Source organism: Phaeodactylibacter xiamenensis, assembly GCF_000759025.1.
Lineage (GTDB): Bacteria > Bacteroidota > Bacteroidia > Chitinophagales > Saprospiraceae > Phaeodactylibacter > Phaeodactylibacter xiamenensis.
In genome coordinates, this window is record NZ_JPOS01000054.1 from 18622 (window position 1) to 44154 (window position 25533).

At 53.7% G+C, this 25533-nt stretch carries 20 protein-coding genes; 8 read left to right on the plus strand and 12 right to left on the minus strand.

From position 1 onward, the window contains the following. Positions 1-76 precede the first annotated feature (76 nt). The 3 genes from IX84_RS18200 (at position 77) to IX84_RS18210 (ending at position 2680) form a co-directional block, all read left to right on the plus strand. Entirely contained in the window at positions 77-982 is a 906-nt protein-coding gene (locus tag IX84_RS18200) for a helix-turn-helix domain-containing protein (protein WP_044223989.1), read from the plus strand. Positions 983-1082: 100 nt separating this feature from the next. Next, positions 1083-2141 carry an NAD-dependent epimerase/dehydratase family protein gene (locus IX84_RS18205; protein ID WP_044223991.1) on the plus strand — a complete coding sequence of 353 codons (1059 nt, stop codon included), beginning with the start codon at positions 1083-1085 and terminating at the stop codon, positions 2139-2141. A 122-nt stretch (positions 2142-2263) separates the two neighbouring features. After that, a complete protein-coding gene (locus IX84_RS18210) occupies positions 2264-2680 on the plus strand; it encodes a VOC family protein (protein WP_044223993.1) in 417 nt (138 codons plus the stop codon). A 140-nt stretch (positions 2681-2820) separates the two neighbouring features. Here the strand turns inward: IX84_RS18210 and IX84_RS18215 are convergent, their stop codons facing one another. Next, positions 2821-3930 (minus strand): MBL fold metallo-hydrolase, encoded by a 1110-nt coding sequence (locus IX84_RS18215; protein ID WP_081968833.1) that lies wholly within the window; start codon positions 3928-3930, stop codon positions 2821-2823. Between the two features lie 400 nt (positions 3931-4330). Between IX84_RS18215 and IX84_RS18220 the strand changes: the two genes are divergently transcribed. The 5 genes from IX84_RS18220 (at position 4331) to IX84_RS18240 (ending at position 9460) form a co-directional block, all read left to right on the plus strand. Then, positions 4331-4954, plus strand: a complete 624-nt coding sequence (locus tag IX84_RS18220; protein WP_044223994.1) for a hypothetical protein — start codon at positions 4331-4333, stop codon at positions 4952-4954. Between the two features lie 26 nt (positions 4955-4980). Beyond that, the gene (locus IX84_RS18225; protein WP_044223996.1) at positions 4981-5463 is read left to right on the plus strand and encodes a (2Fe-2S)-binding protein; all 483 of its coding nucleotides are present in this window, start codon (positions 4981-4983) and stop codon (positions 5461-5463) included. Next, positions 5460-7628: a xanthine dehydrogenase family protein molybdopterin-binding subunit gene (locus IX84_RS18230; protein WP_044223999.1), complete on the plus strand. Its 2169-nt coding sequence runs from the start codon at positions 5460-5462 to the stop codon at positions 7626-7628. The genes IX84_RS18225 and IX84_RS18230 overlap by 4 nt, the downstream gene beginning before the upstream one ends. A gap of 58 nt (positions 7629-7686) precedes the next feature. Beyond that, on the plus strand, positions 7687-8718 hold the full coding sequence (gene ruvB, locus IX84_RS18235; RefSeq protein WP_044224000.1) for a Holliday junction branch migration DNA helicase RuvB: 1032 nt from the start codon (positions 7687-7689) through the stop codon (positions 8716-8718). Between the two features lie 175 nt (positions 8719-8893). Continuing rightward, the gene (locus IX84_RS18240; RefSeq protein ID WP_052516187.1) at positions 8894-9460 is read left to right on the plus strand and encodes a GNAT family N-acetyltransferase; all 567 of its coding nucleotides are present in this window, start codon (positions 8894-8896) and stop codon (positions 9458-9460) included. A gap of 6 nt (positions 9461-9466) precedes the next feature. On the opposite strand, the gene IX84_RS18245 is transcribed toward IX84_RS18240, so the two are convergent. From IX84_RS18245 to IX84_RS18295, 11 genes are all read right to left on the minus strand, one after another. After that, positions 9467-10729, minus strand: a complete 1263-nt coding sequence (locus IX84_RS18245; RefSeq protein ID WP_044224001.1) for a zinc dependent phospholipase C family protein — start codon at positions 10727-10729, stop codon at positions 9467-9469. Between the two features lie 71 nt (positions 10730-10800). Then, positions 10801-11841 carry a DUF4340 domain-containing protein gene (locus tag IX84_RS18250; RefSeq protein WP_044224002.1) on the minus strand — a complete coding sequence of 347 codons (1041 nt, stop codon included), beginning with the start codon at positions 11839-11841 and terminating at the stop codon, positions 10801-10803. 12 nt (positions 11842-11853) lie between these two features. After that, positions 11854-13575 carry a gliding motility-associated ABC transporter substrate-binding protein GldG gene (gldG, locus tag IX84_RS18255; RefSeq protein WP_044224003.1) on the minus strand — a complete coding sequence of 574 codons (1722 nt, stop codon included), beginning with the start codon at positions 13573-13575 and terminating at the stop codon, positions 11854-11856. Positions 13576-13666: 91 nt separating this feature from the next. After that, positions 13667-14398, minus strand: a complete 732-nt coding sequence (gene gldF, locus IX84_RS18260; RefSeq protein WP_044224004.1) for a gliding motility-associated ABC transporter permease subunit GldF — start codon at positions 14396-14398, stop codon at positions 13667-13669. Positions 14399-14404: 6 nt separating this feature from the next. After that, on the minus strand, positions 14405-15106 hold the full coding sequence (locus IX84_RS18265) for a hypothetical protein (RefSeq protein ID WP_044224005.1): 702 nt from the start codon (positions 15104-15106) through the stop codon (positions 14405-14407). 5 nt (positions 15107-15111) lie between these two features. Continuing rightward, positions 15112-16017, minus strand: a complete 906-nt coding sequence (gldA, locus tag IX84_RS18270) for a gliding motility-associated ABC transporter ATP-binding subunit GldA (protein ID WP_044224006.1) — start codon at positions 16015-16017, stop codon at positions 15112-15114. Between the two features lie 61 nt (positions 16018-16078). Further along, positions 16079-17851, minus strand: coding sequence for a hypothetical protein (locus IX84_RS18275; protein WP_044224007.1), 1773 nt, complete (start codon positions 17849-17851; stop codon positions 16079-16081). 1047 nt (positions 17852-18898) lie between these two features. Beyond that, on the minus strand, positions 18899-19360 hold the full coding sequence (gene tnpA, locus IX84_RS18280) for an IS200/IS605 family transposase (protein WP_044224008.1): 462 nt from the start codon (positions 19358-19360) through the stop codon (positions 18899-18901). A 1689-nt stretch (positions 19361-21049) separates the two neighbouring features. Beyond that, a complete protein-coding gene (gene purB / locus IX84_RS18285) occupies positions 21050-22381 on the minus strand; it encodes an adenylosuccinate lyase (RefSeq protein ID WP_044224010.1) in 1332 nt (443 codons plus the stop codon). A gap of 39 nt (positions 22382-22420) precedes the next feature. After that, complete coding sequence (locus IX84_RS18290) at positions 22421-22708, minus strand: ArsR/SmtB family transcription factor (protein WP_044224012.1); 288 nt, start codon at positions 22706-22708, stop codon at positions 22421-22423. Positions 22709-22830: 122 nt separating this feature from the next. Further along, positions 22831-25239: a TonB-dependent receptor gene (locus IX84_RS18295; protein ID WP_044224033.1), complete on the minus strand. Its 2409-nt coding sequence runs from the start codon at positions 25237-25239 to the stop codon at positions 22831-22833. Between the last annotated feature and the right edge of the window lie 294 nt (positions 25240-25533).

The window sequence follows — 25533 nt, forward strand, 5'->3', positions numbered from 1 at the left end:
GTTGCCGATTCGCTAAATTGTGTGCGCCGTTGAGCGGGAATGTCCACACCTTTGCAATAAAGCAAACCAGGAATAAATGTCTGACTCGATTCTAAAGATTGAATCCATCTCCCAGCTTCACGAGCTGCTGGGCTGTGGTAAGCCAGAACATCCGCTCATCACCGTGCTTGACCCGCAGCAATTGCAGGTGCCTGCCCAGATGCATAATGTGCGCGTAGTCTCCAACTTCTACGCCGTTTGGTTAAAAACAACCGATTGCGGTATAGAGTACGGGCGCAACCACTACGATTTCGAGGAAGGCGCATTGGTCTTCACCGCTCCGCAGCAAGTCGTATCGGTAAGCGGGGAAGTGGCAGAGGATGAAGCGGGCTGGATGCTGTTTTTTCACCCCGACCTGATCCGGTCCACGGGGCTCGGTGAGAAAATTGACCAGTATACCTTCTTCTCCTATGAGATACACGAAGCCCTGCACCTGTCGGATGCAGAGAAAGCTACGATCACGCAGTGTATCTATAACATCAAAGACGAGTACGAACAGCGCATTGACGATCACAGCCAAAGTGTAATTGTCTCCAATATCGAGCTGTTGCTCAATTACTGCCGCCGCTACTACGCCCGGCAGTTCAATACCCGGACGACTGCCAACAAGGACCTACTGACCCGTTTTGAGCGGGTGTTAAAGGACTATTTCGACTCCGGTCAGCTCATTAAAAAGGGCATACCCACAGTGCAGAACCTGGCCGGGGAGGTCCACCTGTCCGCTGACTACCTCAGCGATTTGCTCAAAAAAGAGACGGGCCGGTCTGCCAAAGACCACATCAATGACTTTGTAGTGGAAAAGGCCAAGTACCTCCTGCTCAACAGTCAGGATACCATCAGCGGCATTGCCTATGAGCTGGGCTTTAACTACCCGCACTACTTCAGCCGCCTGTTTAAAGCAAAGACCGGACAAACACCACAGGAATTCCGTTCGTTAAATTAAGCATCATTTCTACCGTAGTAAGCGGTTCACCAGGTGCTAAAACCATTGGTAGAATAGTCTGCTGCGGCCCATTCCATACAAATATTAAAATTCAAACTCAATGACCATGATAGATCAAAGCAAACCCGTAATGGTAACCGGAGCAACCGGATACGTAGCCGGATGGCTGGTGAAGCAACTCCTCGAAGCAGGCCTGACAGTCCACGCTGCCGTCAGGAACCCTTCAAAAACCGAAAAAATCGCTCACCTGGAGCAGATTGCTGCCGCATCAAAAGGCTCCATCAAATACTTCAAAGCCGATCTGCTGAAAGACGGTTCTTATGCCGAGGCCATGGAAGGCTGTGAACTCGTTTACCACACCGCTTCCCCCTTTACCTCCAATTTTGAAGATGCGCAGAGAGACCTTGTAGACCCTGCGGTCCTGGGAACAAAAAACGTGCTGGAGCAAGCCGACAAAACCGCCTCCGTCAAGCGGGTGGTCCTCACCAGCAGCTGCGCTTCCATCTACACCGATGCCAGCGAGGTGAAAGATACTCCAAAGGGCATGCTGACGGAAGACATCTGGAACACCACCGCTTCCCTGGAGTATCAGCCCTATTCCTACTCCAAGACCATGGCGGAGCGCGCCGCCTGGGAGATCAACGAAAAGCAAAGCCGCTGGGACCTCGTGGTCATCAACCCCTGCCTGGTGATGGGCCCGCCCCTCAATCCTAAAGCCACCACTTCCGAAAGCTTCAACCTGCTCAAGCAACTGGGCGATGGTACCCTTAAGACCGGTGTGCCTAATGTCGGTATCGGCCTGGTGGACGTACGCGATGTTGCCAACGCCCACTTTCAGGCTGGCTTCCGACCGGAAGCAGAAGGCCGGCATATCACCTGCGGGCACAATACTAACTTTTTGGCATTAGCCCAGGCTTTACAGCCCAAATACGGCAAAGACTATCCGGTACCTAAGAATGCCCTGCCCAAGTGGCTGGTGGTCCTTGCCGGTCCGTTGCTGGACAAATCTCTGGACCGCAAGTTCCTGCGCAACAACGTCAACCACGTCTGGCGCGCCGACAACAGCAAGAGCCGCGAGAAGCTGGGCGTCACTTACCGGCCTATGCAGGAAACGATGGAAGACTCTTTTGCGGCACTGATTGAGGCGGGAGTTTTTTAACGATTGGTAAAAGCGCTTAAAGGGGATACTGATGGCTAAGGGCTTCCCGAAAAAATAGGTTTTCCACCTTGTGTTGTACTTTGTGTGTATTGCCCGGCAGTCTGCAATTAGAACGAAAAAAAATGACTCAAAGAATAGCACATATTGCTTTACTTGTGAAAGATTATGATGACGCGATTGAATTTTATACCCAAAAATTGGATTTCATATTGCTTGAGGACACGAGAATAAGTGAAAAGAAAAGATGGGTAATGGTTGCATCACCAGGAGCAAAAGAATGCTCCCTGTTACTTGCCAAGGCAGCGAATGAACAGCAAACAAAAAGTATAGGTAATCAAACAGGAGGACGAGTTGGATTTTTTCTCTTCACAGATGATTTTTGGAGAGATTATAACAAATTGACGGCCAGAGAAGTAAGCTTTGTAAGGCCACCAGCTGAGTTTGAATATGGAACTGTGGCAGTATTCAAAGACTTATATGGAAATTTGTGGGATTTGATTGAACCCAATGAGAATAACAAAGGATTGATGATAAAATGACAGCAGGCAGGAACGCATATCGACTATGGCTGCTGAACCTCTGTTAGCAAGGGTTATCCTTAAAGCCTTCGCCAATGCTGTATTTTGCATGATCAGAGATTTGGAATTTAACCCATTAGAAGTCGGATTGAGTCCAATCCTCAGTTATAATCCTCCCACCAGTCCACAACCGGTGGCCTTGCCTCACTGCTCACCCTTTCCCCAATCTTCGGTACCACAATATCCAGTTTTTCCTGCGCTGCTGCCTTCACAAACCGCTGTACCGGATCCCGCCAGTCGTGTGGGGCAAGCTTGAAGCCGCCCCAGTGAACGGGCGTGCTAACTTTCGCGCCGGCCTCAATCGCCCCCTGCACCGCTTCCTCCGGCAGGGCATGTATCTGAGTCCAAAGCTTGTAGTACTGCCCACATTCCATAAATGCCCAGTCGAACGGGCCGAAGCGCTCCCCAATTTCCCGGAAGTGGGTGTCATAACCGCCATCGCCGCTCCAGTAGACCTTGTAATCCGGTGTTTGCAGCACCCAGCCTCCCCAGAGGCATTTCGTGCGGTCGGTCAGCCCGCGGCCGGAAAAGTGGCGTGATGGGGTGAAGGTGAGCTGCACATTGCTCACCTGCCCTTCGTCCCACCAGTCCATTTCCGTAACCTGCTCCGGGGCAATGCCCCATCGGCGGAGGTGGCGTTTCACGCCAAGGGCAACGTAGAAATGCCCGGCTTTGTCTTTCAGGCGCTGAATGCTGCTATAATCCAGGTGGTCGTAGTGGTCGTGTGTCAGAAAAACCGCATCAAGGTCAGGCAGCTGATCGATAACCGACAGAGTATTATCGCTAAAGCGCTTAGTGCGAATGGGGCCCACCGGGGAGGCATCCGGCCCAAGCATGGGGTCAATCAGCAGGTTTTGACCACCCAGCCGCATCAGGCATACGGCATGCCCGTACCAGATGAACTGAAAAGGCGCAGTGCTGTTTTCCCAAGTCTCCAAATCAAAGGGGACAACCGGGATCGGGCGCTGCGGGATTTTGTGCTTGGCATCTTTCAGGTTATCCTGAATGAGCCCCGGCAGATTGGACAGGCTCACATCATCGCCGGTAGGGCTCAGGTTTTCAAAAATCTTGCCGTTCCAATGCGGGGAGCGGGCGTAGTTTTGCCGGTCTTCGGGTGTGATTTTTCCGCCAAACTGCGGGTGGAATGTAAGGTAAGCCCAGAGCGCCACGCCAAGACAAAGCAGGATGGAAAGAAGGATAATAATTGTCAAGAGGTACAAGATTTTGAATCAAAAGGGAATCGTCAAAGAAAGCTAAACAGAATGAGTTATCTTAGACTTTGGTCCGGATTTCAGCTGCATTCCGGGTTTTGTGTTAGTATTTCCGGGAACAGGCATGCATAAATCCGGTTGATTTGGATCAACTTTGACCAACAACTATACTGACGATTAAGTGGTTTGCCACAGCAAACCTACTCAATGTCAGTATTTACGCTGGGAAGTGGCTTGCGCTTGCCCTGACAAGCTATGCTTCGTCAGTGGTCGATGTCGCAAATCCAAGATCCCAGACGATGAATGTCTGGATCAGTGACCCGACATTTATCGTTCCCCGTGCTGGCCGTTAGCGCCAGTAGGTGACCACTTCGTATTGCGTATAAACCGCTGAATAGAAATGAAAAAAGCACACCGAGCCTATCTGGCTTTTTCCTTGCTTCTGGGCCTACTGGTTTTTGGCTTTAGCACCCCAAGATCGCACCCTCCTGAACCTAAACTACCGGAAAGGAACAAAAGCACTGCCGCTGAACTCACCCCCGAGCAAGCTTTCGATCTTATGATGGAGGTTCTGACCCACAAACGCTGTGTCAATTGCCACCCTTCCGATGACTATCCACGGCAGGGAGAAGACAGCCATATTCACAATTTTGGCGTACAGCGCGGACCGGACAACCATGGGGTCGCCGCTCTTCAATGCCAAACCTGCCATCAGTCTGAGAACAACAACCACGCCGGCGTGCCCGGTGCCCCGGAATGGAGCCTTGCCCCCCGTAAAATGGCCTGGCAGGGGCTGACGCGGGTGGAAATTGCCCGGTCTATGCTTAATCCCGACAACAACGGCGGCCGCACCCTTGAAGAAACCGTCCACCACCTCACCGAACACGAACTGGTTCTCTGGGCCTGGGAGCCGGGCGTGGACGCCAACGGTACACCCCGTGAAAAACCGCCGGTGCCCAAGGCGGAATACATCAAAGCCGTGAAAACCTGGGCAGCGGGCGGCGCTCCGATCCCCGAAGAATAATCTGATCAACCGGAAAACAAAAAAATATGACGATTTCATTCAACATAAACGGGCAGCCCACCTCCCTTGACGTGGATGGCGATACGCCCCTGCTGTGGGTCGTTCGGGACATGCTCGACCTGAAAGGCACTAAATTTGGCTGCGGCAAGGCGGCCTGTGGAGCCTGTACCCTCCATGTGGATGGCAAGGCCATCCGCTCCTGTTCCTACGCCGTGAAGTACGCTGAGGGCAAAAATATCACGACCATCGAAGGGCTTTCCAACGGCGATCAGCTCCATCCGGTACAGCAAGCCTGGATGGAGGAAATTGTCCCTCAGTGTGGCTATTGCCAACCCGGCTTTATGATGGCAACGGCAGCCCTTCTGTCGGAAATCCCCAATCCCACGGATGAGGATATCAACAACAATATCGTCAACGTCTGCCGCTGCGCCACGTACTACCGAATGCGCAAAGCCATCCACCGGGCAGCCGATATCCAATCCCAAAACGCTAAAAACCAGCCCTCATGAGCACTCCAAAACCCAAAAAGAAATTCTCCCGGAGAAAATTCATTGTCCGTTCAACGGTAGGCGTGGGCGTTGCCATTGGCGCGACCTACTTTACCCGCCCGCTATGGCGGCGCTCCATTGCCGGCTTTGTCAATTCCGCAGAGCTCCCCTACAACGGCAGTACCGATGAGCCCCGCCTGTGGTTTGAAGTCACGGCTGACAATGAGGTTATCCTCAACTCCCCCAAAGTAGAGATGGGGCAGGGTACCTTCACCGGGCTGGCACAAATTGCAGCTGACGAACTGGAGGTGGACATCCAACAAATCAAAGTTATTCATGCGCCAACCGCTTCCGGCAATATCGACGGCACTTCCACGGGCGGCAGTACCTCCATTTCCAGCCTGTGGCAACCCCTGCGCGAACTGGCTGCCACGATGCGGGAGATGCTGAAAATCGAAGCTTCCAAACAGCTGGGTACGGATGCCGCTGCACTTACGGTCAAAAACGGGGTGGTTGCCCACAACGGGCAGACCTTAACCTACGGCGAGATCGTGAAGAACGTCACCGAGTGGGAAATACCCGAAACGCCTCCGCTCAAGGATGTTTCGACCTATAAATTTGTGGGTAAGCCGGTGCCCCGGGTCGACTTAAAAGACAAGGTGATCGGTGCGCCTATGTTTGGCATGGACGCGAGCCTGCCCGATATGCTGTACGGCGCTGTGGTACGATCCGAGCGCATTGGAGCCACCTTCGTAGGGGCTGATACGAGTTCGGCGGAAAAGATGCCGGGCGTCGTCAAGGTGGTCAAGGAACCGGACTTCGTTGGTGTAGTCGCCACCTCCCAAATGGCAGCCGAACAGGCCAAACAAGCCATCAAAGCCGAATGGGCAACCGAGCGCAACTGGCAATCAGAAGACATTGAGGCGATGATCAAAGTAGGGCAGGGTGACCCGGTAACGATTCAGAAGACCGGGCGGGCGAAGCGTATTCTGGACAACGAGGAGGAGGTCATTACGGCAGAATTTACCAGCCCGATCGGTGCACATGCCCAAATGGAGCCCAACGGAGCGGTCGCCCATGTGGAAAATGACAACGCCACGATCATAATGTCCACACAGGTGGTGAATCTGACCCGGAAAGAAGTCGCTGACCGGCTCGGGTTAGCCCCGGAGGATGTCAACATCATTCCTACGTATCTTGGCGGAGGGTTCGGCCGCCGTTTGCATACGCCCAATGCAGTACAGGCTGCTGTGCTCTCAAAAGCCGTAGGTAAGCCCGTGAAGTGCTTTTTCAACCGTCGGGAGGAGTTTCAGAATGATACCTTCCGGCCGCCCACTCATCATGTGTTGCGGGGTGTGTTGGATAAGCAAGGGAAGATCAAAGCCATTGAGCACAATTTATCAAGTGGCGATGTCATGTTTGGCTCTCCCATGTTCCCTGGTATTGCCGAGCCTGTTCTGGGGGCCGATGTCGGTGCCTGGCGGGGCGGTATGATTCAGTACGAAGCCATCCCCAATTTCCGGACGGTATCCTGGCGGGTGAAGCTCCCTTTTGCCACAAGCTGGTGGCGGAGCCTGGGCTTACTGGCCAATACCTTTGCCATCGAAAGTTTTATGGACGAGCTGGCACTGAAAGCCGGTAAGGATCCCGTTCAGTTCCGCCTGGAGCACATTCAGGAGGATGAGGCCGGGCACCGCCTGCGCGAGGTCATCAAAGCTGCAGCTGACAAAGCCGGCTGGAAAGACGAGGTCGTCAATGGTCGGGCGATGGGCTTCGCGGCTTCCACAGATGCGCGGACACCCTGTGCGCAGGTGGCAGAGGTCTCGATTGAAAATGGCGAAATCAAAGTGCACAAAGTAACCTGCGCGATCGACCCCGGCATAGCGGTCAACCCTGATCAGGTGCGGGCACAGTGCGAGGGCAGCATCATCATGGGGCAGAGTGCGGCCATGTACGAGCGTATGTTCGTGAAAGACGGGCAGCTGCTGCCTACGATCTACGGCCCCTACCGGATGGCGCTGATGCGGGATGCCCCAAAGGAAATTGATGTGGTCATCCTGGAAAATGCAGATGCCCCCGGTGCGGTCGGTGAACCCCCGCTGGGTCCGATTGGCGCGGCGATTGCCAATGCAGTCTTCCGGCTTACCGGTGAGCGGCTCCGGTCGTTACCGTTGACGATTGCCTAAATATGGCTTTTGATTCCCGGAAAAATGCCATCTTTGTCAGGACATGAAAACGGTAGACATGAGCAATCCTTACCTTGATCCCACGGGTGACGAATTTACGCCAGACGAGCAGACCGCCGAAGTGCAGTTGCGCCCGCAGGCCCTGGATGACTTTAGCGGTCAGCCCAAAATTGTGGAGAATCTGCAAATCTTCATTCAGGCAGCCCTGGGCAGGGGAGAGGCTTTGGACCATGTACTGCTGCATGGTCCTCCCGGACTGGGCAAAACGACCCTTTCCCACATTATCGCCAATGAGCTGCAGGCGGAGCTGAAGATGACTTCCGGCCCTGTACTGGAAAAACCCGGTGATCTGGCAGGCTTGCTCACCAACCTGGAAGAAGGCGATGTACTCTTCATAGACGAAATCCACCGCCTGAATACGGTGGTGGAGGAATACCTCTATTCCGCTATGGAGGACTACCGCATTGACATTATGATCGACAGCGGCCCTAATGCGCGGAGCATACAGATCGAGCTGAACCCCTTTACGCTGGTTGGCGCCACTACCCGAATGGGCTTACTGACGGCTCCTATGCGGGCCCGCTTTGGCATCAACTGCCACCTCGATTACTACGATACCAAGACCCTCAACCGCATTATCAAACGATCAGCGGGCATACTTGACGTGCCGATCACGGAAGATGGCGCTAAGGAAATCGCCCGCCGCAGCCGGGGCACGCCGCGTATTGCCAATGCCTTGTTACGCCGTATCCGTGATTTCGCACAGATTAAAGGCAATGGTACCATCGACCGGAAGATTGCCGAATACGGCCTTTCTGCCCTCAATGTAGACGAAGGCGGCCTGGATGAAATGGACAATAAAATCCTTTCCACCATTATCCATAAATTCAAAGGCGGACCAGTGGGCATCACCACTATCGGCACTGCAGTAGGAGAGGAGGCCGGTACAATTGAGGAAGTACATGAACCCTTCCTGATTATGGAAGGCTACATTCAGCGTACGCCCCGGGGGAGAGAGGCTACAGAGAAAGCCTACAAGCATTTGGGTGTAGTGCCGCCTGGCCGTGCAGGCACTTTGTTTGATGAGTAGGGGGGCACTACCTTCCGTGTATTCTTTGCCCGTACGGGCGGGTATTCAGTGGTTCCCAATTCTGGCTTTCAATATACAGCAATTCTGAGATCCCGGACTGAGAATGGGCTGTCGGTATATCCTCCGGAGGAACGATTACACGAGGCTTGACGTTTCTCCTTGAAATCTAAGGACCATGCCAACCATACCCATACCCAACTTCCAGACAGCCTTCCGGCAAAAAGCATTGCAGGGACGAGACCTAAAGTTGCGCCGCCTGACCGCAGCAGACGCCCCAAAACTGACCACTTACGCCAATAACCCAAAAATTGCTGCTAACCTGATGGACCGCTTTCCAAACCCCTACACCCTGGAAAGTGCGCATTGGTTTATCAATTACGCAGCAGAAAATGAAGGAGAATCGGTTTTCGCTATCGATTGGGGAGAAGGGCTCATAGGCGTCATCAGCCTCATTTTTAAGCCCGATATTTACGCGGCCTCAGTAGAGTTAGGGTACTGGCTGGGCGAGCCTTTCTGGGGGCAGGGGATCATGCCTGAAGCTATAGGTTTGATTGTCAAACACGCCTTTGAAGACTTACAGCACAGCCGGGTGTATGCTAATGTCTTTCACACCAATCCTGCTTCCCGGCGGGTACTGGAGAAAGCTGGTTTCGAACGGGAAGGCATTGCCCGTAAAGCGATTGTGAAGAATGGACGGATACTAGATGTGTGGACGTATGGAAAGGTAAATCCTCGTTTGTAACTGATTTTATTCATGTGCACGCCCCTTCTGACTTCCGCTGCGCGCCTTCTCCTCAAGGACTTGCAGTTCCTCCAACTCTTCCGGCGACAGCCGGTATTGGTCAATATTGTCAAGGTCAGGCTGCCCGGCATCCACCCAGGCAGTATACCATGCGCTGCCAATAGAAAGGATTGTTGCCCGCATCCGGTCTTCCACCATGCCCTTCATCCGCTCCTGATAAGCTTTGGCATATTCCTTGCACTGGGTGCGAATAGTGCGGCCGAGGCGTTCTTCGTAGCAATATTGTTTGTCTTCCGGGAACGTTTTGCTCAGGTCCCGCTCAATCTGAAGGACACTATCAACAAGGAGATGGCTGGCGAGCACCACATCCCAATAATAGTCTTTGGGATTGGCGATGTACTCGGCTTTGCCTACAAAGTAGTCGTACTCCTGATCGGCAAACAGCTCGGGTATCCGGCTTTCCCAAAAGGCGTGAATACCCACCTGATCGGTAAGCTGCCCGTTGTAATTGGTGGTGGTGTGAAGGGGCACGTGCGCATCCCCGATATAATGCCCAAACTCTGCTGAGATACGCAGTATTCGGGGTATATCCCGGTTGCGAAAGGCAGCAGTAAGGCGGCGCTGCATAGCGGGCAAGTGGTAAGGCACAATGCCGTACTCCGAGAAGTGGTCCACCGCGTAGGCTTTTTCGCAATCAATCGCGCCCGGGCTCAGCCCAAAAAGCATGGCCAGGGTATCACAGCTCAGGTTCCATTCTTCTTCATAGTACTGCGGCATGATTTCCTGAATGAAATAGGTCTTGTAGTCCGACTGATAGGGCACCTTGATCGCCCCACCATCTGTATCCAGGCTGATGAGCACCTGACGGCCTATTGTGTCCCGGTAGAGCAGTGTCGTATCCCCATCGGAGTCCACAACGCCTACTTCCGTAAACTTCATCAGGGCTTCCGTCCAGTCCCTGGGTACTTCCGGGAAAGGGTAAGTGCCCCAGTGGTCGATGTCAATATAGTGGCGGACGGCTTCGTGGCGGGTGGCGTATCGGCGCTTGTCAGGGTCTACGGCATGCTCAGTGACGTACTCCAGGTTTTTCTTGTAAAACACAATCATCTCCGGTGGGAGGGTGAAGACGGCCATCCGGTTGAGCCGACGGTGCCCCCAGAACCCCCAGCGCTCAGAAGGCGCAGCGCCCAGCCCAATGAGCAATAATAGTATGGCAATGAGGACGTTCCTGCTCGTTTGCCTGGAGCGAAGTGGCTTTTGATGATTCATGTTCCGGCTCGGTTATATTGGGAAATGAGGTGAAATTAAGCTTTAACGGGCTTAGAATAACCTCATAACTGTCAGTTTAACAGGTTGGTATCCTTATAAAAGGAAGCGTAGCCCCAAAATATCTTTTCCATCACAAGATGCTGCGCCAACATGAAGTCCTGTTGGTTGCGCAACACAAAGTAGCGGTCGAGGTAGCCACCTGTGGTAACATAGTCCCCTGTTTTGCGGTCCTGTGTCGTGACTTTCTCCTTAATAATAGGGTAGAATACGGCACGGGTGGTATCCTCCTTGGTATTGACAAGGGTGATGCTGCAAAAGGGGATGGTCTGCATAATGGAGTCACGGCTGGAGTACTCATTGCGGAAAGCCTCCGCGCCCACACTTTCGAAGTTGACCAGGTAAGCTTCCACACTGCCTTCCTTAAAGGGGCGCCGAATCTCAGGCGTAATATCGTAGAAAGGCTTTACCGTATAGTCGCTGCCCGTTGCTTCCAGAATAAAAGACTGGTTTTTTTGCTTTGGGTATTCGACGGAGAGATATTTGATGTCTTCTACCTTTTCTGAAAACAGCAGCTTGTCCCGCCATTCGTCACCGTATCGGTCAAAGCGGACACTAAGGTTGCCTGAGAAGCCTGGCATTTCTGCGACGTAGGGCTGCTCCGCACCATCCATGATGATGTAGGTGCCGCGCTCATCTGCTGTAGAGCCGCCAATGTAGTAAGCCTTGAGCAGATTTCCTGCTTTATCGTACAGCTCCACCTTTTTGCCCTGAGTAGCCAGTACATTGACCATATTTTTCACCGCATTGTCGGAAGGTTTGTACTTAATACGAACGTTCCTGATGGCTTCAAGCAAGGGCTCCATCACGTGCGGGTTAGCTGGGCCGGCGCCTTCCAGGTCCCAACCGCCGTTTTCATTGCGCACCAGAGTCGAACGTTCGCCTTTCCGGCCAGCAATAAAGATTTTGTGCAGCTGGCTCATGTCTTCCAGGGCGAAATCCCGGTCGGAGCCTGCCAATGTCATTTTATTGCGTTCATCATCCGTAGAAAGGTACCAGAAAGCCCCGCCGCCGAGCAGCAGGAAAACAACCAGCAAAATTAAAGTTCTTTTCATCTCTGAGTTTTATTAAGCGGCAAACCGGCGCCGCCGTACCAAGTTGTATGCAAATCCGAAAAGTGCCAGAAACAATAGCGGCACTCCAATATTTAAAAACTGCCAAAAAACCTTGCGCTCCTGCGCCTCAACAGTGTCCAGCAGCCTGAGTTTCAATTCTTTGCCCCGGGCCTGAATGACCCCTTGCTCATTGATCAGGTACTCCAGAGTATTGACCAGCAAATCTTTGTTGGCAAAAAGGTATTTATCAAATTCATTAAAGCCCAGCGGGCTGAATTGTTTGCCATCCCGGCCAACTTTATTACGGGCTATATCGCCATCCGCGATCACCACCATTTTGGTCGGTTCGCTTTGGGTGCGGAACTCCAGGCCCAGGTCTCGCATGCCCTGCAGCATACTCTCGGTCACCCGGTTCTCATACAAAGAGGGAAAAGTGCCCTCCAGCAGCAGCCCCAGCGTTTGGGGCTCGGCATTGAACTTGTCGGGGTCCAGGTCGTAGCGCAGGAATTCAAAGTTCATCTCCACCGGGATGTACTGCACCCGGGTATTATCGGAAGACTGCAGTAAGGGGATCTTTTCCACTTCGGTCTTGGTGGTCACATCCAGGTCGACCGTACTGGGGTATTTGAAGTTAACCAGCCCCAGGTTGTTGACGATGGGGTGGTCCGCTTTTGGGGCAACAACCGGGTGATAAGGATACCGGAAGTTGTCAAACTGCGGAGCATTGCCCTGCATGCCTACCACCAACGGGATGCTGGAACACTGCAAATCAAGGACCAGATTGGGCTGAATACGGATGCCATAGCGAAACAGCAGGTCATCCAGGTTGAGATCATATTCGTTGGGATAGTACTGTGCCCGGCCCTGAAGGCTGTCCAGGTCTACCCGTACTTTATCCAGCAGCCAAAGGACTTTCCCGCCCTGCATCACGTACTGGTCAATTTTAAATTTATCTTTTTCTGAGAATGGGCGCGTAGGCTTGGCCACGATCAGCAAGTCGGCCTCTTCACCGATGTGCACGACGCTGTCAAGATTGATGCGCCCAAATTCATAGTATCCCTCCAGTGTCTTTTGCAGATCGGCAGTTTCGATGCGTTCCAGTTCGCCGTGGCCGGTAGTAAAAAGCACATTGGGCTGAACCGTACTGCCCAGCCGTTGTATGGCATTGGCCAGTTTATACTCCAGCAGGCCCACCGAGTTGTTGAGGGTGAGCTCCTGTGGCATGCCTGGCACTTCATTTTCCAGCAGATTGACCGCTATTTCCCGGTTTTTGTAGAAAATGATAGCGTAGGGATAGATCATCTTACGCTCGGTGCCTTCCACGCCCTTTACGGTCAGTTGAGTGGGCGTAATGCCCTGATCACGAAGGTTTTGCCGCCGCTCATTGATTTCCTGGGTCGTGCCCCGGTTGGGGTTTTCAAATTCGTACTCCACATAGCCGGAGACGCCCCGGAAGTCGTCCAGGAGGTCTTGCGTAGCATTGCGTAAACGCTTAAACCCGGCGGGGAATTCCCCCTCCAGCAATACCCGGATGTACACTACATCATCCAGGCCTTCGAGTAGTTCACGGGTAGGCTCGGTGAGGGTAAACCGTTTCTCCTCCGTCATGTCCAGGAAGCCGTATAAAGGCTTACCGGCTATCCGGGCATTAGCCAGGATATTGAGGAACAGCAGAATGCCGAAGAACAGCAGGAGCTGAAGGACGAATTGTGTCTTTTGTTGTTGCTTAGCCATTGGAGCGTAAAGGTTACGATCTTGAGTCTATGATACAATCAGAACTGTGCGAGGGTTGCCTCTGAGCACGTGAATCCTGCCTTTTGTTGATTTACCATTTCCGGCGTTCCATGGAAAACAGGGTAAGCCCCAGGAACAATGCAATGACCGAAAGGAAGTAGACGATATCCCGGCTATCGATTAACCCCCGGCTGATAGACCGGTAGTGGTAGTCAATGCCAAACATCTGCACCACGTCGTCCACTTTTCCTACCAGGCCTGGAAGCCGGCTCAGGAAATCAAAGCCGTAGTACAGGAAGAAGGCCAGGAAGGTGGCCAGCAGAAAGGCGACAATCTGGTTGTTAGACAGGGAAGATGCAAAGAGCCCGATAGCCACGTACGCAGCTGCCAGGAAGAACAGCCCGATGTAAGAGCCCAGCACCGCACCGCCGTCAATATTCCCAACTGGTGACCCCAATTGGTAAACGGTGTAATAGTACAGCAGGGTGGGGATGAGGGCAAAAAGCACCAGCACTATACAGGCCAGATATTTGCCCAGGATAATCTGCAGGCTGGTAATGGGCCGGGTCGCCAGCAGCTCTATGGTGCCGCTTTGGTATTCTTCTGCAAAAGACCGCATCGTTACGGCAGGGATCAGGAATAGAAACACCATCGGGCCGATTTCAAAAAGTGGTCCCAGGCTGGCATAATTAACATTCAACAGGCTCGTGTCTGGGAAGACAAACAAAATGAGCCCGGTAATGACCAGAAAAACCCCAACGACAATATAGCCGATCAGGGAACTGAAAAATGCGTTGACTTCCTTTAGGAAAATACTTTGCATGTAGGCTTACTTTTTGGATTTTTTTGCTTCTTCTTCCGGTACGGGGATATAAACCGGATTGCGATCATCATAAATCAATACACATTTGTAGAGCATGTCGGTACTTGCCGTCTCAGGCAGCTCATCAACCGTTCGGTACATCTTGGTATCATCCCCAATCATGCCAATAAGGGTAGGCTGATCGAGCGGGCCGTGCTGCCCGGTAAGCAGGTGCAGGATACGCGCCTCATTGATGATTTCCCGCTTGGAAATATTGCCCCGCCGGAACGGGCGCCCGGTCAGTGGGTTGTAGGCTTTGATTTCTACTAATCGCTCCTCTTCGCGCTCGAATTCGTAATAGCAAATACGGCCCCGAACCCGCAAACCGGCGAAGTGCAGTACTGCCGTATCTTTCATGATTTCATTCGGTAACTTGATATAAGGCAGTCCATCGAGTACGATTCCCCAGAGCTCTTCCTGTAGCTCCATACCGTCTTTAGAGCGGATATATTCGGCCTGTGCCCGGTAAGATTCCGCATTGGCAGCCAGTTTGGCATTAAGGTCACTCCAAAGATAGTCGGGCTGATTGTTACGCAGAGCATCCAGCGTAAGGTAAACCCCATCCTGAAACCGGAAAGCAGCCTTAAGCTGGGCCGAGTCTGCCTGCGCACCTGCCCAGAGAGGCAGTGCAAACAGCAAACCAATAAGGAGTCGTTGTAGTGCAGGCATAAGGGTTACTTTGTGAGGCGCTGGAATACCTCGTCCATCTCAAATACTTCTTTGCGCATTTCCAGCAGCTTTACTTTCTGGTCTACCGCGAAATCAAAGACGGATGCCCGCAGGTCCTCCTCCGCATCCGCCAGGATTTGATAACGATAGCCATTAAGTTGGCGGACTTCCTTAACGCCGTTGATCTTTTTGAGCTGCTGCTGCGGGATTTTGCTCTGGAACTCCACCGTAATCACAGACTCTCCGGTAGTGACGGACTGCAGGTGGCCGATGGTGTCATCTGCTACGAGATTACCCCGGTTGATGATCACCACCCGGTCGCAAATGGCTTTCACCTCCTGCATGATGTGGGTGGAAAAAATCACCGTTTTCTCCTCGCCCAGTTGTTTGATCAGCGCCCGGATATCAGCCAGCTGATTGGGGTCAAGCCCGGCGGTGGGCTCATCCAGAATCAGCACTTGCGGGTCATGCAGCAGGGCTTGCGCCAGGCCTACCCGTTGCCGGTAACCTTTGGAAAGCGCACCAATAGGCTTGCGCTGCTCCCGCTCCAGCCCGGTCATTTCGATCATCTCGCTGATGCGCTGATTGGGTTTGCTGATCTTGTGGAGCCCGGCAATAAACCGGAGGTATTCGCGCACGTACATGTCGAGATAAAGCGGATTGTGCTCCGGCAGGTAGCCAATGTTTTGGCGGACCTCCATAGGGGCTTCCTGCACATCGTACCCACAAACAGTGGCCTGTCCGCTGCTTTGTGGAATATAGCAAGTCAGCACTTTCATCGTAGTGGTCTTTCCGGCACCGTTGGGGCCCAGAAAACCAAGCACCTGCCCGGGCTTCGCCTCGAAGGAAATATTATTGACCGCCTTTTGTTCCCCGTATATTTTGGTCAGGTTCTGCACCACTACCGACATAGCATTCAAATTTTAGTCCGCAAAACTATAAAAAAATGACCGCAAGCCCGCCCTGAAAGCTCTATTGCAATGGCCTTTGTCGGATGACGACCTGCGAACAGGCTTTCGAACGTTGCAAAGACAACCCAAATTGCGCCAGTGAAGACCGGGCGGCCGCTATGCTGCTAAAATCCAGATGCCCCCGTAACAGCGCCCTTTCCGAAACAGACAGGTTGTTGTGCACCGGTACGCCCAACTCGCGCTGCATCAGCTGCAGGACTTCCGAAAGCGGTGCCCGCAGGACCAGTGCTGTTCGTTCCTGCTGGTCCCAGATGATGCGCCCGGGGTCTTCCGTGGTCAGGTGCTCCTGCAGCAGCAGGCTGTCTTTGAGTTGCAAGTCATACTGCGGAGGCGTAGGCCGCCAGTCGATTTCCAATCGGTATGCTTCTTCCAGTTGCTCCAGGATCATCGCTTTTCCGTCAGAAAGGGAGTACCGGCTTGAAGCAAAGATTATGTCGAGCCGGGGATCCTGATACAGGCCACTACAGTGGACCTGATTGGTATCCACTTCCAGCAGTTTCGGCAGGACTTCTGAAAGCCGCATTCCCATAACAGACAATCGAACCGGGGATTCGGTTGTATCCTGGCCGGAAACAAAGAAGGGCTGAGCGGCACCGGTCTCCTTTATTGTGAGCCGGAAGGGCCGGGCAGATTCAATATTGAAGGCGAAAGCCTGCGGGAAAAGTTGCAGGCAACCGGGTTCAGGCTCTACGATGATGCGGTTGAAATAAAGAGTTTGGGCGGGCTGCAACTGCCAGAGCCGCTTAGCCAGCTCGGGCTGCTGCAGGCTGTTGGCGACCCACATCTCCGGTTGTTGGGAGGTGCCAGCAATGATCATCTGAAAACTGTGAATGGGTAGCTCTTCAGCCCCTACAAACAGTCGAACAGGCTCTGCCAACTGTCCTTCAATTTGCCAAAGATGATAATTCGTGCTCATCGGATTGGCGCTTAGTGGCCCCCAGCGTAGCTCTACCTCAGGCCCACGGTAGTCCATATAATCGGGCAGGGCTTTCCAGTCCAATGGCTCTGTAAGCGTGGTCGTACGCCGGATTTCCTGTGTGGAAAAGAGCTGATCGCGGTCGGCCAGTAAGCGGTTGTAAGTCCGGAAGCCTGGTATGTGAATGATTTTGTAAAGGGCGTTTTGCTGGTACAGCTCATAAATATGTCGGGTTCCGGTTGCGGAAGTATCAATACGGAGGATGGGGCGCTGCCCGGTTTCCTGTATCACCTGAAACCCGAAAGCTTCCTGTGTATGCCGGGGGTGGGGGACCTTTACGGCAGGGCTGTACGGCAGCATGGGGTCAATGACCCGGATGTGCAGGGACTGAATCCGGATACTGTCGGCAGCATCAATCCGCAGGCTGATGATATCTCCCGGTCGGATACCGTTTTGATAAGTAGCCACTACCGATGCGTCGAACCCTTGATCAGATGTGTAGTCAGGGTAGGAAAACCAGAAAGGCCCAAACCGCTGATAAGGCTCCCGGTGCAGCTGTACGACTTCAAAGGGCAGCGACCGGGCTTCCCTGAAAACCTTTAGCGGCTGCCCGATCAGCATTTTAAACTCATCCAGCGGAAGTGCTGCCTCGCCCTTGTAAACTTCCGGATTAGCGAATTTGGACAGTGGGATGCTCAAAGCCCCCCACTGAATCCGGTAGTCGGTTGGTGCAACGGGCGCCTCGTGTATGGGCAAAGACCCGGCCTGACCAGCTGCCGCTGCCTCAGGTTCAGGCTGCGAACAGCTAACCATAAGCCCCAGCACCAAAGCTGCCAGTAATCCGGAGTATCCACGCATAACTTGGAAAATCTTTGTCCTAAGTTAACGCGTATTTGGGACAATTGCTTAGTCTGGCTTCCTAATGAAACGTTAAGAGGGGGGCGGGGCTTCTTCGCCGAAGTCCGTAAGCAATAATCAAAGGCAGGAAGTATGGTCAAGGCTAACGATCGATAACCTGAGAGTGCTGTTGGATTCCCAGGGTCTTAGTTGACCTCCCGCACCTACGGCGCGGAGCCCTTTCGATCTCTTGGAGTTACCCACATTATGCCCCTAATGGGGTACTGGGGCTGGGATGGCTGGATTTTACACAAAGCAGTCACCGCTCTAGTCCGCTATCAGTGATAAGGGAAGGTGTAAGCAACTCCTTAAAGCTCCGTCAGGAGCTGTATGTGGGTAACCTCTAATCAGTTGCCGCTTTCCCGCGCCGTAGGTGCGTAATGTGCTTATGTCGAAAGGTTCGGTGCCAGACGTGAGCGATAGGGCATCGTTTCCAGGCGTAGCCGCTCTGAGTAGTTCACATCCCGCACCTACGGCGCGGAGCCCTTTCGATCTCTTGGAGTTACCCACATTATGCCCCTAATGGGGCACTGGGGCCGGGATAGCTGAGTTGTACACAAAGCAGTATACAGCTCTAGTCCGCTATCAAGGCTCAAGAGAAGAGAAGGTGTAGGCAACCCTTGAAGCTCCGTCAGGAGCTGTATGTGGGTAACCCCAATCTGTTGCCGCTTCCCCGCGCCGTAGGTGCGTAATGTGCTTATGTCGAAAGGTTCGGTGCCAGACGTGAGCGATAGGGCATCGTTTCCAGGCGTAGCCGCTCTGAGTAGTTCACATCCCGCACCTACGGCGCGGAGCCCTTTCGATCTCTTGGAGTTACCCACATTATGCCCCTAATGGGGCACTGGGGCCGGGATAGCTGAGTTGTACACAAAGCAGTATACAGCTCTAGTCCGCTATCAAGGCTCAAGAGAAGAGAAGGTGTAGGCAACCCTTGAAGCTCCGTTAGGAGCTGTATGTGGGTAACCCCAATCTGCTGCCGCTTCCCGCGCCGTAGGTGCGTAATGTGCTTCACTCCAAGGGTTTAAAGATAAAACGTTCATCATACTCCACCTCGAAGGCTTTCAGGAAGTCTTCATACTCTTCCAGAAAAGTCTTTTTCCGATGGTGCTCCTCTTGCTTTTGGATATACCGGATTACCCTCGGTACTTGGGACTTGGCATAAGAAAACGCGCCATAACCGGTCTGCCAGGAAAAGTAATTTTTACAAAAACCGCTCTTGTTTATCCATTCCGAGGACTCTCCTTTAACATCCCGCATCAGGTCAGATAGAGATTGAGTAGGGCGCATGCCAAAGAACAGGTGTACGTGGTCCGGCATACCTCCAATTTGAAGAACCTTATGGTTGTGGTTTTGTACAATGCCGGTGATGTAACGATATAATTCTTCCTGCCATTCTTTTTGTATGGCAGCTTGACGATAGCGTACGGCAAAGACGGCTTGTATGTGAATTTGTGTGTAGGTATTTGGCATTGGTTTAGGGGGATTAGCAAAAGTTAAGAAAGAGGTTGCCTGACAAATATAAGCTCTACCTCCCAATTTATCTCAACGGAACAGGAGGTAGCAGACTAACCATTTCGCTCTTTTACGAGAGAAAGATTCAAGTCACATCCCGCACCTACGGCGCGGAGCCCTTTCGATGCCTTTGGGTTACCCACATTATGCCCCTAATGGGGCACTGGGGCTGGGATAGCTGAGTTGTGCACAAAGCAGTATACAGCTTTAGTCCGCTATCAAGGCTCAAGAGAAGAGAAGGTGTAGGCAACCCTTGAAGCTCCGTTAGGAGCTGTATGTGGGTAACCCCAATCTGTTGCCGCTTCCCGCGCCGTAGGTGCGTAATGTGCTTATGTCGAAAGGTTCGGTGCCAGACGTGAGCGATAGGGCATCGTTTCCAGGCGTAGCCGCTCTGAGTAGTTCACCTCCCGCACCTACGGCGCGGAGCCCTTTCGATCTCTTGGAGTTACCCACATTATGCCCCTAATGGGGCACTGGGGTGGGGATAGCTGAGTTGTGCACAAAGCAGTATACAGCTTTAGTCCGCTATCAAGGCTCAAGAGAAGAGAAGGTGTAGGCAACCCTTGAAGCTCCGTTAGGAGCTGTATGTGGGTAACCCCAATCTGTTGCCGCTTCCCGCGCCGTAGGTGCGTAATGTGCTTATGTCGAAAGTTTCGGTGCCAGACGTGAGCGATAGGGCATCGTTTCCAGGCGTAGCCGCTCTGAGTAGTTCACATCCCGCACCTACGGCGCGGAGCCCTTTCGATCTCTTGGAGTTACCCACATTATGCCCCTAATGTGGCACTGGGGCCGGGATGGCTGAGTTGTGCACAAAGCAGTTACCGCTCTAGTCCGCTATCAAGGCACAAGGGAAGGTGTAAGCAACTCCTTGAAGCTCCGTTAGGAGCTGTATGTGGGTAACCCCAATCTGCTGCCGCTTCCCCGCGCCGTAGGTGCGTAATATGCCTATGTGGAAAGGTTTGGTGCCGAACGTAAGGGATAGAGTAGCGTTTCCAGGCGTAGCCGCTCTGAGTAGTTCACATCCCGCGCCTACGGCGCGGAGCCCTTTCGATCTCTTGGAGTTACCCACATTATGCCCCTAATGTGGCACTGGGGCCGGGATGGCTGAGTTGTGCACAAAGCAGTTACCGCTCTAGTCCGCTATCAAGGCACAAGGGAAGGTGTAAGCAACTCCTTGAAGCTCCGTTAGGAGCTGTATGTGGGTAACCCTCTAATCTGTTGCCGCTTCCCCGCGCCGTAGGTGCGTAATGTGCGTATGTCGAAAGTTTCGGTGCCAGACGTGAGCGATAGGGCATCGTTTCCAGGCGTAGCCGCTCTGAGTAGTTCACCTCCCGCACCTACGGCGCGGAGCCAGCGCGATGCCAGGGAGTTGCCCACATTATGCCCCTAATGGGGCACTGGGGCAGCTAGAGCTGGGTGTACACAGAGCAGTTACCGCTCTATTCTGCTATCAAAGCTCAAGGGAAAGTGTAGGCAACCCCTGGAGCTCCTTTAGGAGCTGTATGTGGGTAACCCTCTAATCAGTTGCTGTTTCCCGCGCCGTAGGTGCGTAATGTGCAATGTCCCCAAGGAATACAGCAAAGCCCAGGTGGTATCAAAGCAGTGCCGAAAAGAGCAGATTAACAGGCGCAGCCACACGCTTTAAGCTTATTTCCCAACATAATTCTGTGGCGTAATCAGCTTCAGCTCCGCCTTGATGGCATCAGCCACCTTCAGCCCATCCACAAAAGTGTGGATATCCCCTTTGGTGATGGCAGTCTTGCCCCGGGTCAGCGCTTTCAGCGCTTCGTAGGGTTGTGGGTAGCCTTCCCGGCGCAGGATATTTTGGATGCCTTCGGCGACGACCATCCAGTTTTTCTCCAGGTCGGCCTCCAGTTTGGCACGGTTCAGGAGGAGCTTTCCAAGGCCTTTTTGAATAGACTTGAACGCAATCAGGGCATGCGCAAAGGGTACCCCAACGTTGCGCAGTACGGTGCTGTCCGTCAGGTCGCGCTGCAGGCGGGAAACGGGCAGCTTATCCGCCAGATGGGTGAACAGCGCATTGGCGATGCCCAGGTTGCCTTCCGCATTCTCAAAATCAATGGGGTTGACTTTGTGCGGCATGGCCGAGGAGCCGACCTCACCTTCCACCACCTTCTGCCCAAAGTAGTCCATGGAAATGTACGTCCAGATATCCCGGCAAAGGTCGAGCAGGATGGTGTTGATCCGCTTTTGAGCCATGAAAATGGCAGCGAGGTTGTCGTAGTGCTCAATCTGTGTGGTGGGGAAGGCCCGGTGGATGCCGAGGGCTTCTTCTACAAAAGCGTGCCCAAAGGCGTGCCAGTCGATATCCGGATAGGCGACATAGTGGGCATTGAAATTACCGGTAGCGCCCCCAAACTTGGCTTTGAACGGGATGCGGTCCAGCTGCTCCAGTTGCTCATCAATACGGGCTACAAACACCTGAACTTCCTTACCCAGGGCAGTGGGGGAAGCGGGCTGCCCGTGGGTGCGCGCCAGCATGGGGATACCAGACCATTCTTCTGCAAGGCCCGACAGTTGGCTACGGACCTCCTTGAGCGCCGGCAGCCACACCTGATACAGGGCGTGCTTGATCATGAGCGGGGTAGCCGTGTTGTTGATGTCCTGAGAGGTCAGCCCAAAGTGGATGAACTCCTTGTATTTTTCCAGCCCGAGCGTATCGAACTGCTCCTTGAGGAAGTACTCCACCGCCTTAACATCGTGGTTGGTGACCTTTTCGATGGCCTTGATGCGTTCCGCATCTTCCATGGAGAACCGGTTGGCCATCCGCAGCAAGTCATCGAGCTTGGCTGTTGGGAAGTCCTGCAGCTGGGGCAGCGGGTGGTTGACCAATGCCGTGAAATACTGTACCTCCACCAGCACCCGGTACTTGATCAGGGCAAATTCGGAGAAAAAATGAGAAAGGTCTGTTGTCTTGGCGGCATAGCGCCCGTCGATAGGGGAAATAGCGGTGAGCATAACGTCCTTGATTTTTGCGTGCGCAAAAATAGGAACAAATCATGAGTTTTCCATCAATTCCAGGATTTCCCCAAAGGCATCACTCGTGAGTTCATAGTACGCATAGCGCCCGTCCCGCCGTGGACGCAGTATTCCCGCCTGCCTCAGTATCTTCAGGTGGTGGGAAGCCGTAGCCTGCTCAATGCTCAGGGCCTCGTGGATATTCGTAACGGTGAGGGGCGCCTGCCGGTGGAGTAGGTGAAGTATAGCAAGCCGTAAAGGATGAGCAATGGCCCGGAGCTGTTCCGTCTGTTTTTCGAAGGATTTGAAGTGAGGTGTTGCGACCATGGATCATGAGTTTTCAGAGTGGGTAGGTTGGGGCAGAAGAATAGCTCAAACATAAGTGCATTTTCCATTCTTCCCCTCTTTTTCCCGGAATAGGCAGGCTTGACTTTAGGCGGTACACCCTCTTAAAACCCAACCCGCCCGCTCAGCACCACATTCCGTCCCGAACCTGCCAGCCCTGAAGAATAAGGCCGGTACCGCTGATCGGTCAGGTTTTCCACCCCGGCACTAAGGGTAAAAGTCTCGCTGATCCGGTAGAGCGCCCGGAAGTCCAGCGTGTACCAGGCCGGTGCATAAGGATTGCCATTAGCGTCAGCAGCGTATAAGTATGGCTTGTCCTGCTCCGTCAGCGGCAGTTCTTCGAAAGCGAAAGCACTGTGGTATTGCGCGTTCAGCTCAAGGCGGAAAGCCTCCTGCTCATATTGCACCCGGAATACCCCGAACCAGGGTGCCGCATGGCGCAGGGGCGTGGTGCCTCCTTCCTCCAGTTCTTCCTCTCCTTCCTGAAAGTTGAAACGGGCATGTAGCCCCAAACCATTGGGCCATTGCGCCCCGATGCCTGCCTGCACTCCGTAGACCCAGGCCTGAGCGGCGTTCTGCACCGCTTGCACCCGGCTCAGCGTACCATCGTAGAGGATACTATCCTGGCCTGAAAGCGCGAATTCCCGCCTGACCAGGGCATTATCCAGCAAGGTATAGTAACCCGTCAGGTCGACCTGTAGCACATCGCTGATAACTTTGGAAAAACCCAGTTCGGCATTATAGGCATATTCCGCCCCAAGGTTAGGGTTCGGCACGACCACTGAGCCCGGTTCGGAATCGAAGACTTTGCCCATATCATCCACATTGGGCGCGCGGAAGCCAGTGGAGAAGTTGGCGCGCAGCCCCCAGGACGGCGCGGGGCGGTACACAGCGCCAATACTGCCGGTTAGGGCTCCGTTATTCAGGCTTGCGTTGGTGAAGGGGAAGGGAAAAAACGTGGTATCAAAATCAGCGTCAAGCAGAAAGTGGTTGTAACGTGCCCCAGCCTGCAAACGGAGCTTAGGGTTTACTTCAAGCTGATACGTCAGATAGGCCGCATAGGATTGCCAGTTGGCTTGAGGATACCGGGCCGGGCCAGCATCTTCCGCTCCTGTGTCCAGATTATTGAGCTGCCCTTCTGAGGCCACTTTGTTGTAAAGGGCTTCCAATCCGTATAGCAGCCGTTGGTGCCGCCCAATCCGTTTGGTGAAATCCAGATTGGCCGAAAGTGCATCGACCGCTTCGGTGCGGGTGCGCCGGACCGGGTCTCCAAAATCCCGGTCAATACGGCTTTCCTCAAAAAACTGATGGGCAAGGCTTACACGGGCTTCGTCATAAAACATGTTTTGCCCGGTATGTGAAGCCTGCAGCTGATTCATTTGCCATACCTGTGGGCCATAGGACCATTCCGCACTTCGGGGCACGCCATTGCGGTCGCGGACCAGGCGGTCGTAGCGGGCATAGTCCGTGGTGGCAGAATAGTGGAAGGCGTAGGTGAAGTCCCAGGCAGCACTGGGTCGGAACCGTACCTTCTGCATCAGGTTGGTCTGTTCGTACCCCGTAGGCGTTTGCAACAGCGGGTCGGGGTTGGAAACCACCCTGTCAGCCCCGTCGATGCGCTCCACGTAAAAAGGCCTCAGGTAATCGTCCGGCCCGTGTTGCCCCATCCGGAGATCGCCGTAGCGGTTGTGGGAAAAGCTGCTCACTGCTGCCCATTTTTGCCCGCCGATATTGATGTCGAAGTGCCCGGTCAGCTCCTCATTGGCGGAAGCATAGCGCAGGGTGCCACTACCCGAAGACTCCGGCTCCTGACTATCGGCAAGGGTAGGGGTGAGGGTGTAAAAGGCCATGACGCCCCCGATGGCATCGCTGCCGTAGAGCACAGAGCCGGGCCCGAAGAGCAGCTCGGTTTGCTCAGTGGCGAAGGGGTCGAGGGAAATGACATTTTGCAAGTTGCCGCTCCGAAAAATAGCCGTATTCATCCGCACACCGTCCACCGCAATCAGCAGGCGGTTGGTAGCGAAGCCCCGGATCATCGGGCTGCCGCCCCCCTGCTGGCTTTTTTGTATGAAGACCTCCCCCGAACTGCCCAGCAGATCAGCAGCGGTTTGCGGATTGCGTAACAATACTTCCTCCGATCGTATGGTCGCCACCCGATTGGGGACGTGGCTGGCATTCTGTGCCCAGCGGCTGGCAGAAACGACGACCTGATCCAGTGCCAGGGCGGTCATCTCGAGTTGTACACGGAAGCCTTGTACCCGGGCTGCCGCGTAGGTGATCTGCTGTGTTTTGTAGCCCAGGAGCTGAATCATCAGGGTGTCAGCAGGTGGGAAAGGACTGAGGTCAGCCTGCCCGTCCTGGCCCGTTACGGCAAAAGTGCCACTGGGCTGCCCAACGATCGTTGCACCCGGAAGAGGCGTATGACCTGCATTGGTCAGGGTAAGTGATTGGGCATCCAGGTCAGGCACAGCCAGCAGCCATAGCCCCAGCAGTGTAAGGAAAGATTTTGTCATATATAGCAGAGCCTTTGCCAGCTCCCCGTTTTTTCTGCGAAGGTAGGGAAAATCGGAGCTTGGGGCAATGACCGTATGGTCGGGGGCACGGCAATCAGGGTATGCTAAAAGGTGCAAACCGCCGCCTTAGCGCAAGTAGTAAACTGCAACGTTTTCGTTTTTAAAGGGCAGACCTAACGGAGCTCCTGCACTTCAGGCACACCCGCAAACAACTGCCGGATGTGCTGCTCCGCAAAGCCCGGACTACCCGTCATGCTTTTGCCGCCGATGCCGGTGACGATGTGAAGGCGCTCC